Origin of the sequence: Ruminococcus sp. B05, from assembly GCF_003628495.1 — a bacterium.
GTDB classification, from domain to species: Bacteria; Bacillota; Clostridia; order Lachnospirales; family Lachnospiraceae; genus Schaedlerella; species Schaedlerella hominis.
Window position 1 is genome coordinate 78,719 of the sequence record NZ_RBZR01000009.1, and the last position, 19,442, is coordinate 98,160.

8 protein-coding genes are annotated in these 19,442 nt (G+C 38.2%); 7 read left to right on the forward strand and 1 reads right to left on the reverse strand.

Annotated features, from left to right (window positions below):
* Positions 1-325 precede the first annotated feature (325 nt).
* From D8Q48_RS08700 to D8Q48_RS08715, 4 genes are all read left to right on the forward strand, one after another.
* Positions 326-850 carry a GNAT family N-acetyltransferase gene (locus tag D8Q48_RS08700; protein ID WP_118688202.1) on the forward strand — a complete coding sequence of 175 codons (525 nt, stop codon included), beginning with the start codon at positions 326-328 and terminating at the stop codon, positions 848-850.
* Between the two features lie 33 nt (positions 851-883).
* Complete coding sequence (locus D8Q48_RS08705) at positions 884-1,651, forward strand: nucleoside phosphorylase (RefSeq protein WP_121056265.1); 768 nt, start codon at positions 884-886, stop codon at positions 1,649-1,651.
* A gap of 181 nt (positions 1,652-1,832) precedes the next feature.
* On the forward strand, positions 1,833-2,684 hold the full coding sequence (locus tag D8Q48_RS08710; protein ID WP_121056267.1) for a DegV family protein: 852 nt from the start codon (positions 1,833-1,835) through the stop codon (positions 2,682-2,684).
* Positions 2,685-2,712: 28 nt separating this feature from the next.
* On the forward strand, positions 2,713-4,851 hold the full coding sequence (locus D8Q48_RS08715; RefSeq protein ID WP_121056269.1) for a SulP family inorganic anion transporter: 2,139 nt from the start codon (positions 2,713-2,715) through the stop codon (positions 4,849-4,851).
* Between the two features lie 55 nt (positions 4,852-4,906).
* Here the strand turns inward: D8Q48_RS08715 and D8Q48_RS08720 are convergent, their stop codons facing one another.
* Positions 4,907-6,238 carry a sensor histidine kinase gene (locus D8Q48_RS08720; RefSeq protein ID WP_117990080.1) on the reverse strand — a complete coding sequence of 444 codons (1,332 nt, stop codon included), beginning with the start codon at positions 6,236-6,238 and terminating at the stop codon, positions 4,907-4,909.
* 207 nt (positions 6,239-6,445) lie between these two features.
* Here D8Q48_RS08720 and D8Q48_RS08725 point away from each other — a divergent pair, with 207 nt between their 5' ends.
* The 3 genes from D8Q48_RS08725 to D8Q48_RS08735 all read left to right on the forward strand — a co-directional run bounded on the left by D8Q48_RS08725 (position 6,446) and on the right by D8Q48_RS08735 (position 19,430).
* Entirely contained in the window at positions 6,446-8,500 is a 2,055-nt protein-coding gene (locus D8Q48_RS08725) for a hypothetical protein (protein WP_117990081.1), read from the forward strand.
* A gap of 187 nt (positions 8,501-8,687) precedes the next feature.
* Positions 8,688-10,436: an MATE family efflux transporter gene (locus D8Q48_RS08730; protein WP_121056272.1), complete on the forward strand. Its 1,749-nt coding sequence runs from the start codon at positions 8,688-8,690 to the stop codon at positions 10,434-10,436.
* 12 nt (positions 10,437-10,448) lie between these two features.
* On the forward strand, positions 10,449-19,430 hold the full coding sequence (locus D8Q48_RS08735) for a non-ribosomal peptide synthetase (protein ID WP_121056274.1): 8,982 nt from the start codon (positions 10,449-10,451) through the stop codon (positions 19,428-19,430).
* Positions 19,431-19,442: the final 12 nt, after the last annotated feature.

Genomic DNA, 19,442 nt, shown 5'->3' on the forward strand with positions numbered 1-19,442 from the left:
ATCCACAGTTATCGAGTAGGTGTTATCAATGCCGATAACAAAATGATAACATTAGCTCGTATAGGCAGGATAATATGGATATATCAAATAATCAAAAGAACGAGAAACATTACAGAGAATAATTCCTAAACAAAAAGCGTTAGTCTTTGTAGAATTCGAATAATATATAACAACTACAAAATGCCGAAAGCCCTTAGCTGTGGGTATGAAACTCATGGCTAAGGGCTTTTTGCTTTACAATGATGTTGGTTTGTGTATAATTATGGATAAAATGAAATAACATAATTTTCCTATTGAGTAAATGGAAATTGGAGAGGTGATTCTGTTGCAGATTAAACTGATAAAAGGAAGTTACGAATATAAGGAGCAAATCATTGAGATGCTCAAAGAATGGAAAGAATATAACGATACTCATGAAGTGAATTGTTCACCAGGGGCTATCTTCAAAAACAACTACGATGATTTTGAGTATTATTTGAGTAATTTGGAAACCAGCGAGCCTAAAAATGGATTGGTTCCTGACTCGACATTTTTCTGCTTAGATGAGGAACGAAATATAATTGTTGGTGCGGTAAATATTAGACATTACTTAAATGAATATCTTTTGGCACACGGAGGTCATATTGGCGACGGAATCAGACCATCTGAACGAAGAAAAGGATATGCTACTCAAATGGTTGGGATTGCCTTAGAAGAATGCAAAAGGATTGGAATCAAAAAAGTTTTGATGGTGTGTGATAAAGATAATATTGGTTCTGCAAAATCTATTATAAAAAACGGTGGAATATTGGAAAATGAACAAAAAGAGGACGGTAAAGTAGAACAAAGATATTGGATTGATTTAGAGTAAGATGATAAATACAAAATACTAGGAGATGGAAAAATGAGTATCCTTAAAAATGAAATTCCGATATTGGAGTTTGATGCGGAACAAAATGCGGTTATCGACTCCACACATGAAAATTTAGATATTAAACTTCCGCCAAAATGTGTTTTTGCCTTTCTAGGAGAGTATATTGAAGAATATGCCAGTAAGAATGATGTAAGACAGGTAGCACATTTTATTAGTGCAACGAAGTATTATCCGATTTACATAGCTGAATATAAGGGAAAAGAGGTTACACTTTGTCAAGCACCTGTAGGTGCCGCTTCTGCGACACAAATTTTGGATTGGCTGATTGGGTATGGTGTGCGAGAAATAATTTCTGCCGGATCTTGCGGATGTCTTGAAACATTTCCTGAAGGGACATTTCTTGTACCATACAAGGCTCTGCGTGATGAAGGAACATCTTATCACTATGCTCCACCGTCACATTTTATGGCAATTAATGAAAGAGCAAGAAAAGCTATTGAAGAAACTATACTAGAACATGGTATGAAATATCAAGAAGTTATTACTTGGTCAACGGATGGGTTCTATCGTGAAACCAAAGAAAAAGTAATATACCGCAAAAGCGAAGGGTGTTCTGTTGTAGAAATGGAATGTTCAGCACTTGCAGCTTGTTCGGCTTTCCGTGGTGTAAATTGGGGAATGATACTTTATACTGCAGATAGCCTTGAAAATATTAATAAATATGACGAGCGAAATTTTGGTGGAAACGCATATGAATATGCACTTACACTCTGCCTTGATGCGGTAGTGAAGATGTAGAGAGTTGTAATTTTTGCTTTGTCGAGATACCAAATATAATAAAAAATCTGTTTGCTTAATTGAGAGAGTGAGTTACAATAATAGTATTATACCAGAATCACGCGCCAAGTCTCACGGACGTTCGACTTGAATGTGAAAAATGAGAATGTAAAAAACAAATTATAAAAAGGAGATTCCTAACATGGTAAAAATTATTTCTGACAGCACATGCGACCTCTCACCAGAGTTGATTGCAAAATATGATATTGACATTTTGCCACTGCATATTCTTCTCGGGGAAGATGAATATGAAGATGGAAAGAATATTATACCGGAACAGATTTATAGCTGGTCTGATGAAAATAAAACAACACCAAAAACGTCAGCTCCGGCATTGACAGATGCAATTGAGCTTTTTAAACCATATATAGATGAAGGGCGCGAAATTGTATGTTTTTCTATTTCAAGCAGTATGTCTACATCAGGGAATGTTATGCGTATTGCTGCCGAGGAACTGGAGGCGGAAGATCGTATTACAGTAATTGATTCGGCAAATCTTTCTACAGGGATTGGGCTTCTTGTAATAGAGGCAGCTATTATGGCACAGAATAATCACACAGTAGAAGAAATTGTTTCAGCAATAGAAACGTTAAAACCGAATGTCAGAGCAAGCTTTGTTGTAGATACGCTTACCTATTTATATCGTGGCGGTCGCTGCAATGCGGTTTCAGCTATGGCAGGGGGCGTTTTAAAACTGCATCCTAAAATCGTAGTAGAGAATGGTGCAATGAATGCTTCAAAAAAATATCGTGGAAAAATCAATTCTGTAATTATGACGTATGTCAAGGATATGGAGGATGATTTAAAAGCAGCAAGACCTAACAGAGTTTTTATTACACATTCTGGTTGTGATCGCCAGATAGTAGAGGAAGTACATTCTTATTTGGAAAATTTGGGCGTTTTCTCTGAAATATTAGAAACAAGGGCCGGCGGCGTCATTTCCAGCCATTGTGGTCCGGGTACATTAGGAGTCTTATTTATCAAAAGTATGTAATAAAAAGCTAAGAAGGGAATGACATAAAATGAAGCTTGCAAACATTACATTGGCACCCACGATTCGAAAATACAATAAGGAAAATTTAGTACATGATGTAATTACCGGTTTGATCATTATGGCTGTGTCAATCCCGATTTCTATGGGATATGCACAAATAGCAGGTCTTCCGGCAGTATATGGATTATATGGTTCAGTATTTCCAATCCTTTTATTTGCATTATTTTCGACATCACCACAATTTGTATTTGGGGTAGATGCAGCACCGGCAGCCTTGATTGGTTCAGCATTATTAGGAATGAACATAGAAGGCGGTTCAAAAGAAGCTCTCGCAGTTGTTCCGGTGCTGACATTTTTCGTAGCTGTGTGGCTTTTGGCATTTTATTTAATGCATGCAGGAAAGCTTGTCAATTACATATCAGAACCGGTGATGGGTGGATTTATCACCGGTATTTGTACAACGATTATTTTGATGCAGGTGCCAAAGCTTATGGGCGGAAGTGCAGGAACCGGCGAATTCTTGGAACTGGCGGAACATATTATTAAAGTTGCCAGACAAATCAATATGCCGTCGCTTGTACTTGGGAGTGTCTCTCTTGTGATTTTACTTGTAGCGAAAAAATTTGTACCTAAGTTCCCAATGGCGGTGGTGTTAATGGTATTAGGTGCAGTTCTTACAAACATTCTTCCAATGACAGCGTGGGGAATTAAAACTTTGGATGCGGTTGAACCGGGACTGCCAAAGTGGAGTATTCCAGATTTTACTGTTGTTCCGATTCGTGAAGTAATTACGATTAGTTTATCAGTTGCGGTTGTCATTATGGCAGAAACGTTGCTTGCAGAAAATAATTTCGCCCAGAAAAACCGATATCGGATTAATGACAATCAGGAAATTTTAGCATTCGCAGCGGGTAATATGGCGGCAGCCTTTACCGGATGTTGTCCAATCAATGGTTCTGTTTCAAGAACAGCGATGGGGGAACAATACCAGGGAAAAACGCAGGTGATGAGTATTGTTGCAGGTCTGTCTATGTTGATTTTGCTGCTTTGTGGAACTGGATTTATTGGGTATCTTCCGATTCCAGTGCTTACAGCCATCGTGATTTCGGCACTGCTGGGTGCGACAGAATTTCATCTTGCGGCGAAGCTGTGGGAAGTCAGCCGAACAGAATTTTTTATTTTCGCAGGCGCATTTGTAGGAGTACTTTTTCTCGGGACGATAAATGGTGTATTGATTGGAATTATTTTATCATTTTCAGAAATGATAATCCGATCATCTAAGCCGGCGAGAGGATTTCTTGGGATTCAGCCTGGGCACAGACATTTCCGGGATTTGAATGAGAGTAGTCAAATTCATGCAATAGAAGGTGTTTTGATTTATCGTTTCAGCAGCAATCTTTTTTTCGCAAATGTTCAGGTATTACAGCAGGATATAGAGGATGCATTGGAACAGAAGAAAGATACGAAGGCAGTAATTTTAGATGCAAGTGGTATTGGAAATATGGATATCACAGCAGCGGAAAGGCTTGGAAATCTTTACGCATCTCTAAAAGCACAGGGGATTCGTTTTTATATAACGGACCACATTGCGGGATTGAATGAGCAGATGAGAAAACTGGGATTAGGACATCTTATCAGAGAAGGCTGTGTGCGAAGAACAACGCATATCGCTTTAAAAGATATGGGGATTAACAGACCATATCCTTTAGAGGATGGAGTGGATAATGAAGAGCGCAGCGATTCAAGAAAGCGTGTGGACAATCGTGTGCAGGAATTTGTCTGGGCATTTGGTTCAGGTTCGGAAGATGAGATTGAAAAGCAGATTGTACGACAGATAGAGCAGCTGAAAAAAAGTGGGGACATGGAGAAGCTGCTGCATGGAAGCTGGTCACATATGGATGCATTTGATGAAGATGAGTGGCTGGAGCATCTGGAGGAACATTTGAAAGAAATTGTAAATATTTCCGGAAAAGATGAAAGAACACTTGCAGCACGTTTGGAAGAGCACAGACAAGAAGTGCATGACCGTATTGCACAGGAACACCCAGAGCTTGCCCAACGGTTTAAGGAGCGCAGACATCGTCTGGATGAACATTTGAAAGAACGTCGTCCGGATGTTTATGAGCTTGTCATTAGTTTAAGAGATAACAAGAAGAAAGAAGAATAAGATAAAAAAGAAATGGTTGGAATTTCGAAGTTCCGGCCATTTCTTTTTTTGAATTTTATGAATTGATACAAGGACGAAGCATAATTTTAGCTGTAAATATTCCATTATCATACGTGAAATCACATCCGCCGCCAGTCTTTTCAACAATGTGGCGGACAGATTGAATTCCAATACCATTTTCATTTCTTTTAGAAGAAAGAAAAATGCCATGCTTCTGCTGGATTTTACCATCAAAAGCATTTTCAATTTGAATCAAAATAAGATTAGAAGCATGTCGATAGATTTTAATATCGATCCGTTGTCTGAATTTTGAGGTCTTCAAGCTGGCTTCCAATGCATTTTCTAACAGGTTAGAAAGAACAAGACAAAAGTCTGTTTCATCGACTGAAATTTGTGCCGGAAGATCAATCTGCGCGTGGAAAGGAATTGTGTTACGTTCAGCCAGTGTACAATAATAGCTGATCACACTGTCGATGACCTGATTTTCACAAAAATGCATATGCATAGTCGGGATTTTCTGGGTTACATTATATAGATACTCTTTTATTTTTTCTAAATCGCCTGCTTCAGCCATTGAGGATAACTGAAGAAAATGATGGCGCATATCATGTCGTGCCTGACGTGTCTCTTCGATTGCATTGCAGAGGTTAGTATATCTTTCCTGTTGGATTGAAAGAAGATAGTTTTCTTGTTGAAGCCGTGCATTTCGGTTTAGACTGTTTGCCATTAATAAAAACAGAGCATAAAATAATGCAAGAATTATTAACAGAACAAGGCTGACAACAATATATATCTGTAAAATCCGTCCGGTATATAAGGTGCCATCGTATTTTGGGACCATGAACAGATTCAGTCCGATAAATATAAGCGGTAAGATCCAGAATACATACCAGGTCTGAGCAAAATTATCATCATCGATCATGATTCGGACAGTATGAGTGGCAGGATACCAGACGGCTAAAAGGAATAAAATACAGATAATGTTATAGATGATTCCTGTGCCAATCTGAAACCAGAGTATATTTTTTGAGGCAGGTATATGTAAATCTATAATTGCATTTATTGCGCGGGAAAAACTATTCACGCAAGAAAAAACAGCACAAATCGCAAGAAAAATGCTAAAAGATTTCCAAATAGAAATCGCAAGAGTTTTATGATAGATTATCATGAGGAACAATAACAGGAAAAAGAGAATGGGAGCTGTCTTAATCTGTAAAGCCGAGCATAATATACCTCCCAAAATGCAGAGTGCAATTAGAAGAGGAAAAAGCCAGGCAATTAGCTTTGGAAGAGATATTTTTAGTGTTGATTTTACAGGAAGATAGGCAAGAATCATCCCAGGGATAATTACAGTAAGTTCAAGTGTCGGGCGAAGAATATTGTTCATTATGTATGCCCCCTTTCAAAATAAGAAATATATAAAAGCTTTCTCTCATGCGTTTATTTTAACATAAAACAGATAGACAAACTACGGGGCGGATTTACAATTCGTGCTATTTTTTGACTATTCGTGACAGAGCGATTGAAAACGAGAAGTGTTTTTTTATAATAAAAGCAGTAGATGACAAAGGCTGAAAAAAGGAGGAAAGTATAAATGAAAGGAAGAAAAATACTATTAGCGTTTATTATATCTGCAGTTACGCTCACATCGGGATGTGCAAATGGTACACCAAAGACAGAGGAGGCAAAATCAGAGCAGAAGACAACAGAAGAAAATGCAGTTGTTCCAATTAAACCACTTACTGAAAAAGCAATTGACGATAATCCATATATGGCAAAGAGCGATGCCAATATTCATCATGACTGTTATAATTCAGATACGACAGATGAAGTATTACCGGTTGACATTTATCCGGAGATAAATGTTTCTTATGAAACGGTAAATAAAAATGCATCTCCGGCGGTGTTTTTTGATACATATGGACACGCTGTTGTTCCATTGCAGGGGGGACTGGCTATCCGTGATATTAATGCGGATGAAGCACAGACAGAAGGTTATTTTTCACCGGCAAAGCATGATGGCGGAGGATATGTGATACAAAGCTCATATTCATTTGTAGATGAGAGCAATCGCCTGGTATGTCCGACAAGCAACAACCATGTGCTTATGTTGAAAGCAACAGATGATGCGGGAAATGTCCTTCCGGAATTTGAAAAAGTGCTGGATATTGATATTAAAGCGGCGGCAGAAGAAATTACAGGGAAAACATTGGACCAGAACTTATTATCTGTAGTTTTTGACTATGAAGGAAATTTATGGTTTGCTACAGGCGGTTTCCGTATTTATCCGGAACGTAAACAGCAAGGTGCAATGGGATACATTTCAAGGGAAGCAATTGATGCCATTTTAAAGGGAGAAAATGTTGATCTAAAAGAATCTACGTTTGTATATGAATTAGAGCCTGGCGAAGGTGCAGAGAATGGAATTGCATCGTCAAAGGAAGGTGCAGTTATATTAACGAATCAAAAATGTTATTTATTAAATGCAAAAGACGGTGTACAGGTACAGTGGTGCACCTCATATGAAAGTGTGGGAGCGAAAGACAGCAAAGAAGGAGATGAAACTACAGGCGGAGGTCTTGCCTGGGGAGGTGGATGTTCACCATCTCTGACAAGCAAATTAGTTATGTTTACAGACAATCAGGATCCGGTAAATCTGTTGGCATTAGATATGAAGACCGGGGAAATAGTGGCAAGCATGCCAGTAATTGATGAGCTTCCGGAAAATATGCAGGTGTCGGTAGAAAATTCAGCAATGGTATATGATAACGGAGAAGGCACAGTCAGTACAATCGTATGTAACTGGTTTGGAGCCGGAAGTGCAAAACTTGCGGACGCAGACAACGATTCTTCTATACAGACCTATGAAAATATTTACGATGTAAACTGGCTGAAGCAGGGAAATAAGATGGTCTTGCCGGGAGTAGAGCGTGTTGATACCATCAAGACAAAAGACGGATATAAAATGAAGAGTATCTGGTGCAGAGACGATATACATGATACATCTATGATGAAGCTTTCTACAGCGACAGGTTATATCTATGGTTATGTTCAGGACATGGAAAGTGGCATGTGGCAATTCATCATGTTAGATTTTGAAACAGGAGAGACAGCATTTACAATGGATGTCTCAGATAAACCGGGATACAACAATATGGCAATCGGCATGTATGCAGGAAATAGCGGAAATACATTATATTGCCCGACCGGATATCTGGAGCTCTTAAGATTGCAGGACAGATTTGTTTATCTGCCGGAGATGCCTTACCGAAAAGTAGATTTAGACAAGGCAAAGAGAAATGTACTAACACAAGAAGAATTTACAGAAGCCGGCGGAAAAGGAAATGTTGCAGGCTGGCTGAATACGATTACTGTAGAAAATGTACATCCAAATACTACTGTGGCGATACGAATGAAAGGAATTGCAGGAGAAGCAGATACATTTACATTATATGCATATGATAAAGAGAATAAATTAAAAGAGGTTCCTGCAGAGTTATGGCATATTCAGGAAGAAGACAAAACTGTGCCGGATAAACTTACAGAGGATACATTATATGAAGTGCATGTTATGGTAGAAGATGGAGGAGAATTTGATCTTAGTGATACAGAAAAAGAAATTAAGATAGCAGTTATTCTCGGAAAATAATCTGTTTTTAAGAAAATCACCTGGATGGAGAAGAAATTATTTTTGACCATTCAGGTGCTTTTTGTTGTCAGAAAATTAACAAGAATGGAACGGTATAAAATTTGGATGTTCAGAAAATTCGTGATATAATTTAACAAATTTATTAAAATAAATAGAACGGAAAAATTATACTGAAAAAGGAGAGAGTATGACGCAAAAGAGGAATAACAGATTATTAAATACAAAGTTAAATAAATACATAATTCCCGGAATAATGATGTCACTGGCGCTTCAATTGGGAAATATAGTCGATACCATTTTTGTCAGTAATTTAATAGGTGTGGATGCGATGGCAGCGGTTACGATGAGCCTGCCGGTTGAAACAGTTATCCAGCTTGTTGGTTATTGTCTTGGAGTCGGAGGCTCCATTGCAGCAGGTATCATGCTGGGAAGACGTGATAAGGAGACCGCTTCAAAACTGTTTTCAGCAACCCTTACAGTGACTCTTATTGTGGGGATTATTTTTTCTGTCGCTGCATTTTTTACAGCTGATCCAATCGCAAAAGCACTGGTATCAGATGGCGGTGTTTTAATGCATTACACAAGAGATTATATTTTGGTAAGCATGCTGGGTGCACCGGTAATCGGGGTAGGATTGTTGATGGTGAATTATCTTGGAGCAGAAAATCATCCGGAGCTTGCATCGGCATATCTGATTGCTGCAAATGTAATCAACCTTGTGCTCGATTATATTTTCCTTAGATACACTCCGATGGGAATTAAAGGGGCAGCATTATCTACGGTACTCGGCTTCCTTTTAGCAATGGTGATTTTCATTCTTTACATTCGTTCAGATAAACGAAACTTAAGTTTTGTAATTCTCAAAGCCAAAGATTTTGTAATACTAAAAGAAGCAATCGTAACGGGAATTCCAATGCTTGTTTTCATGGCGACCAATTTCGTGAAAGCACTCGGGCTGAACTTGATTATTATGCGCCTAATCGGAGAAGTTGGAATGGCAGTATTTACAGTTTGTGATAATGTTCTTATGATCGTGGAAATGTTAACGGGAGGAATCATTGGTGTGATCCCTAATGTTGCCGGAATCCTTTACGGAGAAAAAGACTTTGTCGGAATCCATGTTCTTTGCAAAAAGATGCTGAAATACAGCTATATTGTTCTGGCTTTGGTATTTGTCTGTATCATGGCATTTACTGAGCAGATTACGATTTTATTTGGAAGTGGCGGCGGAGAGCTGGGAGCACAGATGGTGAGTGCGCTTCGTCTGTTCGCATTTTGTGCAGCACCGTATTTGTGGAACAAATTTATGGTAAGCTATTACGAATCAATCGAAGAAACATCCATCGCAAGTTTTGTTACACTTCTTGAAAATGCAGTTGTATTACTTCCGGTAACATTTGTCGGAATCTTTGTATGGAAACAGATTGACGGAATCGGAATCAATGGTATTGCAATCTCATTTGTTATTACGGAGTTCTTAACTGTGATCGCAGCAAATATATACAGAAAAATCAAATATAAAGAATCTACATTTTATATTATTACAGAGCAGAATCCGGGAATCAACCTGGACTTTTCGATTAAAAGCAGATTGGAAGAATCGAAGGATGTTCATAGAAAAATCAAGGAATTCTGTATAGAAAATAATGTATCGGGAAGCAGGGCAAATCTTGCTGCTGTGTGTGCAGAAGAAATGACGGTAAATATTATTAAATTCGGAGGGAAATCTTCGAACTGGATTGATATTAATCTCTGTCTGGAAGAGGATATTTTAAACTTGAGAATCAGAGATAACGGAGTGAATTTTAATCCTTTGGAATATAAAAATGACAGCGAAGAATTTGATATTCATGGAATAGAACTTGTAAAGAAGATTTCAAAATCGATGAATTATATTCGTGCAATCGATATGAATAATACAATAATATCTTTTTAGGAGGTGCGAAAGATGACGGCAATCAATGAAAGTAATGTTGAATTTAAGTTTCGCCCGGTGACAAAATTATTTGAAGAGCAGGTGGCTCTTCATCCGGACAAGCTTGCAGTTGTGACAAGTAAGGAAAGCTTTTCATATTCGAAATTAAATGAAAGAGCGAATAGAATTGCAAATGCACTCATCGAAAAGGGTGTGCAGGCCGAGACGATCGTAGGAGTTATTCTTGAGAGATGTTGTGATTTCTATGCAGTACGACAGGCAATTTTAAAAGCAGGAGGAGCATTTACGGTTGCGGCGCCGGATTATCCGGATGATAGAATCCAGTACATTTTTGAGGATGCCGGAATTCCTTTTGTAATTACGACAAAGGAGATTGAAAAGGAGAGACAGGATTTATTTACAAAGCTCGACTGCAAGGTGCTGTTTCTTGAAGAGCTTCTTGAAAATGAAAATGCAGAAAATCCGGATGTTGAAATAAAAGAGAATGATCTTTGCTACTGTATCTATACTTCCGGTTCAACAGGAAAGCCAAAAGGAGTTATGATTGAACATGTGAATCTGGCGAACTTTGTGAACCCAGATCCGAAAAATGCGGAAACCTTTGGATATGTAGACAAAGGCTCGGTTTCTCTTTCTATGGCAGCAATGACATTTGATGTATCGATTCTTGAAGAATTTGTTCCACTTACAAATGGTCTTACAGCGGTTATCGCAAGTGAAGATGAAATTAATAATCCAATTATTCTCGGCAATTTAATTGTAAAAAATAAAGTCGATATTATGACGACAACTCCTACATATTTGTCAAACATCATTGATCTGCCACAACTTACAGAGGCAATGTCCCAGATTAAGGTTTTTGATATCGGAGCAGAAGCATTTCCACCGGCACTTTATGAAAAGATCCGTCTGGTAAATCAGAATGCTTATATTATGAACGGGTATGGTCCGACAGAGACAACGATAAGCTGTACGATGAAGGTAATCACAGACAGTCAAAAAATTACAATCGGTGCTCCAAATGGAAATGTGAAGGTATTTATTGTCGATAAAGAGAATCATATCCTGCCGGACGGAGAAACCGGTGAGCTTGTTATAGCAGGTCTTGGAGTCGGCAGAGGATATGTAAATCTTCCGGAGAAAACGGCGGCTGCATTTATTGAATTGAATGGAGAACGTGCATATAAAACAGGAGATCTTGCGAAAATCAATTCCGATAATGAAATAGAGTTTTTCGGAAGAATGGACAATCAGATCAAGCTGCGAGGACTTAGAATCGAGCTTGGTGAGATAGAAGAAGTGATAAATAGCTTTGATGGCATTCTCACAAGTATTACAATCCCGGTAGATAATCAATACTTATGCTGTTATTTTATTGCAGACCATGACGTTGATACAGAAAAGCTTATGGAATACGCTTCCAAATCACTCGCACATTATATGGTGCCGGAGGTATTTATACAGCTTGAAAAAATGCCAATGACACAGAATGGAAAAGTCGATAAGAAAGCATTGCCAAAGCCGGTTTCAGCACCGACAAATTTAAAAGCAGCAGAAACTCCGATACAGAAAAAGATTTTTGAAATTGTTTCTGAAATTGTAGGAAATGATTTCTTTGGAATTGATACCAGTCTTTACAAAGCAGGGCTTTCTTCCATCAGTGCAATGAAACTGTGTATTTTACTTTCGGATGAGTTCAAAGTTACTGTGAAAACAGGCGATATCCATGACAATAATACGATTGAAAAACTTGAAAAATACATCATGCTCGCACCGAAGCTTAGAACCTATGAAAAACGCGAGGTTTATCCGCTTACAGGATCTCAAAAAGGTATTTTTGCTGAGTGTAGCAAAAATCCAGACAGCACAGTTTATAATATACCATTCCTTTTTGAACTGGAAAATGCGATTGATGAGCAGAAGTTGGCTGATGCACTTACAAAGATGGTAAATGCACATTCTTATCTGCTTACAAAAGTGTATCTCAACAGTGACGGAGAGATGGTGCAAAGTCCGGGAGAAGATAAGTTTATAGCAAAGATTATCAAGACTACAAACAGTGAGTTTGAAGCATTAAAAGAAAATCTGGTACGTCCGTTTAAGCTTGAAAAAGGGCGTTTATTCCGTGCGGAAATTTATCTTACAGAAGATAAAAAATATTTGTTTACAGATTTTCATCATATCATTGCAGATGGTAATTCTTACGATATTATTTTTGAAGATATCAATAAGGCGTATTGTGGTGAAAAACTTGAGAGCGAAACCTACACAGGATTTGATGCAGCTCTGGATGAAGAACAGCAGATGAAAGAAGGCAAATATAAAAAGGCCGAGAAATATTACGACAGCATTTTCGAAGGTGTTGAAACAGAGTCGCTTCCGCTTCCGGACGTTTCGGGAAAAACTCCTGAAAAGGGAATTACGTCAAGAGAAGTAAACATTCGGGAAGAGAAAATTCGTGCTTACTGTGAAAAAGCAGGGGTTACGCCAAACACATTATTTACAGGATTATTTGGTATTCTTGCGACAAAATATTCAAATTCCGAGGACAGCCTTTTTGCAACGATTTACAACGGACGAAATGACTCCCGACTTGAAAACACAGTCTGCATGCTTGTAAAAACACTTCCTGTATACTGTGCTTTTGAGGAGAAAACGACGATACAGACATATATGGCAGAGCTTTCAGAACAGCTTATGTCATCGATGGCAAATGATATCTTCCCATTCTATGATATCTGTGCAAAATATGGTATCAATTCAGATTTCGTCTTTGCATATCAGGCAGAGTTAAGTGACGATTATCCAATCGGAGATACGATTGCGAGAGGACAGGATCTGTCGCTTGATATGGCGAAGATGCCACTGCTTATTCAGGTAAGAGAGTATGATCACGAATATGTACTTACTGCAGAATATAGAAGTGACATGTACAGCAAAGCGTTTGTTGATGGAATGCTTGAAGCCTATGAAGCAGCAATGGCTTCGATGCTTAAGTCAAAATATATTTCAGAGATTTCTGTGATTTCACCAAATGCCGTAAATCAAATTGCAACATTTAACAGTACAGAAAATGATTACGGCAGAAGCAAAACTATTTTCGACATGTTTTCTGAAATGGCCCGGGAGATACCGGAGCGTACAGCGGTAGTATTTAAAGATAAAAGATATACATACAAGGAACTGGATGAGATTAGTGACAGGCTTGGAAAATATATTGCATCACTTGGAATCGGCAGTGAGGATGTAGTGTCAATTCTGATTCCACGTTGTGAATATATGGCAATCGCGCCGCTTGGAGTGATAAAAGCAGGTGCCGCATATCAGCCACTTGATCCGACTTATCCAAAAGACAGATTAATGTATATGCTTGAAGATGCACAAGCGAAGCTTCTGATCGTCGACAGAGAATTACTTCCGTTGGTTGATGGTTATGAAGGAACAGTATTGTATATGGATGAAATTATGCAGATAGAAGATCGTGATATAAAGCTGAAAAAACCAGAGCTGCATGATCTGTTCATCTTACTCTATACATCCGGTTCAACCGGTGTTCCGAAGGGATGTATGCTTGAGTATGGTAATATTACTGCATTTAGTCATTGGTACAAAAAATATTATGAACTTGATTTTGATTCAAAGGTTGCAGCTTATGCATCATTTGGATTTGATGCATGTATGATGGATATTTATGGAACAATTGCAAATGGAGCCGAGCTTCATATTATTCCGGAAGAAATCCGCCTTGATTTTATTGCATTAAATGATTACTTTGAGACAAATGGTATTACACATTCCTTTATGACAACTCAGGTCGGAAGACAGTTTGCAATGGAGATGGATTGCAAGAGCCTGAAATATTTATCTGTAGGAGGCGAGAAGCTTGTTCCTTGTGAACCGCCAAAGAATTTCAAGTTTTTTAACGGTTATGGACCTACAGAAAACACGATTTTCACAACTATATTTGAAGTAGATAAATATTACAATAATGTACCGATAGGTAAAGCACTTGATAATAATAAGCTTTACATAACAGATAAATTTGGTCATCTGCTTCCATATGGTGCATGTGGTGAGCTGATGATAGCCGGCTGGCAGGTTTCAAGAGGATACCTCAACAAACCTGAGAAAACGGCAGAAGTATATACAAAAAATATTTATGATGATGCCGAAGGATACGAGGTCTTGTATCATTCCGGAGACGTTGCAAGATATCTGACAGATGGAAATATCCAGATTATCGGAAGAAAAGATTCACAGGTTAAGATTCGTGGATTCAGAATTGAACTTTCAGAGGTTGAGGAAGTAATCCGAAGATACGAAGGTATAAAAGATGCGACAGTAGTTGCATTTGATGACCCATTCAGTGGAAAATATATTGCAGCTTATGTTGTATCAGACAGTAAGGTAGATATCAATGCATTAAATGATTTTATCAAAGAAACAAAACCGCCGTATATGGTTCCTGCTGTTACAATGCAGATTGATAAGATTCCGTTGAACCAGAATCAGAAAGTAAATAAAAAGGAACTTCCAAAACCGGAAAAGAAAGTAGAAGAAATCATCAAGCCACAAAATGACACCCAGCAGAAAATCTTTGATTGTGTGGCAGAAGTATTAGGATACACAGAATTTGGAATTACAACAGATATTTTTAGTGTCGGACTTACATCCATCAGTGCGATTAAATTAAATATGCTGATTTCAAAGGAGTTTGATATTGTTATCAAAACATCGGATATCAAAGATAATCCGACAATTGAGAAGCTGGAAGGATTTGTGCAAAAAGCAGGAAAGACATCAAAGAGAGAAATTCAAGAGATTTATCCGCTTACAAATACGCAGGAAGGAATATTTATCGAATGTACTGCTAATATGGGTACAACAATTTATAATATCCCATATCTGTTTAAATTGGATAGAAAAGTAGATTTGGATAAGCTGGCAAAAGCAATAGACAGTACGGTTGAAGCACATCCTTATCTCAAGACAAATCTCTTTATGGATGAGAATGGAGATGTTCTTCAGAAACGTGATGACGATTTAGAGTACAAAACACAGATTATTGACGGAATGGATAAAGAGACGCTTGTTCGTCCATATATGCTATTTAACGAACAGCTTTTCAGATTTGAGATTCACAGAACAACAGCCGGAAATTATTTGTTCCTGGATTTGCATCACATTATTGCAGATGGTACCTCTCTTGAAATTATCATCAATGATATTAACAAGGCGTACAGTGGAGAAACTCTGAAAAAAGAAGAATATACATCGTATGAGCTTGCACTGGATAACCGTGATGCTTTGAATAGCGATACATATAAAAATGCAGAAGATTATTATAGATCAGTATTTGAAAAAGCCGGCGGAAGTATAGCATTTTATCCGGATAAATCGGGTGCTGTTCCTACAGCAGAAATGTATCACAGAGAAGTTTCAGAGATTTCAGTCCAGAGCGTAAAAGATTTTTGCAAGAAGAACGGAATCACAGAAAATGTATTTTTCATTGCAGCATTTGGACTTACACTTGGAAAATATAATTTCAAAGAGAACGCTGTTTTCACAACAATTTACCATGGAAGAAATGATTCGAGACTTTCTGATACAGTCGGTATGCTTGTAAAAACTCTCCCGGTTTACTGTGATTTTTCAGGACAGACGCAAGAATATCTGGCAGATGTTCGGCAACAGCTTATGGATTCTATGAACAATGACATTTATCCATTTTCACAGATTAGCCGTGAATTTAATATCAAAGCAGATGTCATGGTGATTTATCAGGGTGATAACTTTGAATTTGATACAATAGGAGGTGAATTCGCTTCTGAAGAACCGGTACATTTAAATGCTGCGAAAGCACCTGTTTCCGTAAGTATTTCTATTGTAAGAAATAAATTTGTCTTTGAAATTGAATACCGTGGAGACATGTATCGTGAAGAGACGATGAAATATCTCGCAGATAACCTTGAGCTTGCAATTGACGGGCTGACGAAGGAAGAGAAAGCATCCGATATCAGATTGTTATTTGAAGAAGAGACTAAGATGGTGGATGTTCTGGAGCATGCAGGAAAAACATTTGTTGATCTGTTTAAAGAGACTGTTACAAAATATCCGGATAAGGCAGCGGTGAAGGATGAATTTGGAGAGCTCACTTACAAAGAACTCGATAGAATGTCCGATTATATTGCACAAAAGCTTACAGAAAATGGAGTTGGAAGAGAAAAAGTTGCAGGTATTTTGTGTGGAAGAACAAAAGAATTTACAGTTGCTTATCTAGGTGTTATGAAAGCCGGTGGTGCATATGTTCCGCTGGATCCGGAGTATCCGCAGAGCAGGATCGAATATATGCTGACAGATTCAGGAGCAGAGAATTTGCTTGTAGTAAACAAGTATCGTGATCTGGTTGCATTTTATGATAAAAACATCATCAGTCTTGATGAAGTGGCAGAAGAGGCAAAAGAGTTTGAGCTTTCAGTAGAACTTACTCCTCCGAAACCGGAAAATCTGGCGTATATGATTTATACCTCAGGTTCAACCGGAAAGCCAAAGGGTGTTATGATCGAGCATAGAAATTTATTAAATCTGATAGAATATCTTGTTTCATCAAGGAAAATGACACCTGATTTTATAGTTGCAGAGTTTGCAAGCTTTTGCTTTGATGCATCGGTTGTGGATTTGTTCGCTCCACTTACCATTGGGGCAATGCTGTACATTTTACCGGAAGGTATCAGAAAAGATGCGGTTGCAGTTGCGAAGTTTGTAAGAGAAGAAAATATTACGACCCTTACGATTCCGACGCAGATTGGAGAATTGGTGACAGAATTACTGGAAGAAGCTCCGGCATTGCGCTTTGCAACACTTGGCGGTGAGAAATTCAAGCATTATAGAAATCGTACTTATCAGATGGTCAATGGATATGGACCGACAGAAAATACGGTTTCATCAACAGAATTTTTCGTTGATAAGCAGTATGAAAATATACCGATTGGAAAATCGCAGACAAATATCCGAAGCTATATCGTAGATAAAGATTTGACCAGACTTCCGGTAGGCGCATCGGGTGAGCTGTGTCATGCAGGAAGACAGATTGCAAGAGGCTACCATAATCTTCCGGAAAAAACAGCCGCAGCGTTTGTTGAAAACCCATTCTCAATTTGCGAGGAAGATAAACGTCTTTACAGAACCGGAGATATGGTCCGCATGAAAGGAGACGGAAACATAGAATACATCGGTCGAATCGATTCACAGGTAAAAATCAGAGGATACCGGATTGAGCTTGGCGAGATTGAGGGAGCGATAGTGAAATATGATTCTGTTCAAAATGCGGCTGCCAAAGTAATTGAAAAAGGCGGTAATAAATATATTGTTGCTTACTATACGGGCGTAAGCATTTCCGATGAAGAAATGAAAAACTTCTTAGAGCCGCTTATCCCAGATTATATGATGCCGTCCTTCTTTGTTCATCTTGATAAGATGCCTGTAACACCGGGGGGCAAGATTGACAAAAAGGCACTTCCTGAACCAGAGATGAGTGTAGAAAGAAATAGCTATGTCGAACCGGTTACAGCTGTTCAGACAGAGCTTTGCGGTATTTTTGAGAAAGCACTTGGTATTGATAAAGTAGGAATCGAGGATAATTTCTTTGATCTGGGTGGTTCTTCTCTTACTGCATCAAAGGTGGCAATCATGTGTCTGTCAAAGAACATCGGTATTGTATATGCAGATATTTTCAAATATCCTACAGTGCATGAGCTTTCTGCAATGCTTGGAAATGATGAAGCAGTGGAAGATACTACAGGAGGCAATGAATTTTCAAATTACAGTTATAATAAAATACAAAGTGTGATAAGTGGAAATATCGAAGAAAATGTTGACCTTGTGACAAAAGAAAAAATCGGAGATATCATGATCACAGGAGCGACCGGATTCCTTGGAATACATATTTTGAAGGCATATCTGGATCATTATGACGGAAAGGTTTATTGTCTTGTACGCAAAGGCTCATATGAATCACCGGAAAAACGAATGATGAATATGTTGATGTATTATTTTGATAATCCGTATAAAGAAATGTTTAAGGAACGCATCGTATGTGTGGACGGAGATATTACATCAAAAGAAGATGTCGACAGATTAGCAGAATACAAATTCCAGACATTAATTAACTGTGCAGCGTGTGTAAAACATTTTGCGGCAGGCGATGTTCTTGAAAAAATAAATGTAATAGGAGTAGAAAATCTGATTGATTTATGTAAAAATAATGCACGTAGGCTGATTCAGATATCAACAGTCTCAGTCAGTGGTGAAGGGTCAGACGGCGTACCGCCGATGTCGAGAGTTTTCTGTGAAAATGATTTGTACATCGGACAGAACATTACAAACGAATATATCCGTACAAAATTTATTGCAGAAAGAGCTGTACTTGAAGCGGTTGCAGATGGTCTTGACGGAAAGATCATCCGTGTAGGTAATCTTATGAGCAGAGATTCCGATGGTGAATTCCAGATTAACTTTATTACAAACGGTTTCCTGCGAAGCCTGAGAGGTTATAAAGCAGTTGGAAAATTCCCGGTAGGAAGTATGCATGAAGTGACAGAATTTTCACCGATCGATTCTACAGCACTTGCAGTTTTGAATCTGGTACAGACAGACAGAAGATTTACCGTATTCCATGCATGCAACAGCCATCACATCTTTATGTCAGATTTGATCTATGCAATGCGTGAACATGGATTTAAGATCGATATTGTAAAAGACGAGGAGTTTGAGACTGCAGTAAAAGAATTTGCAAAAACAGGACAGGATTCTGATGCTGTTTCAGGTCTTATCGCATACACGTCACACAATGAAAATGAAATCTATACGCTGGATTACGGCAATAGATTTACATCACAGATTCTTTACAGATTAGGTTACAAATGGCCTATCACAGACGACCGATATCTTGAAAGTGCGATTGAGGCACTGGACAGACTTACATTTTTTGATTAATTTAAGGAGAAA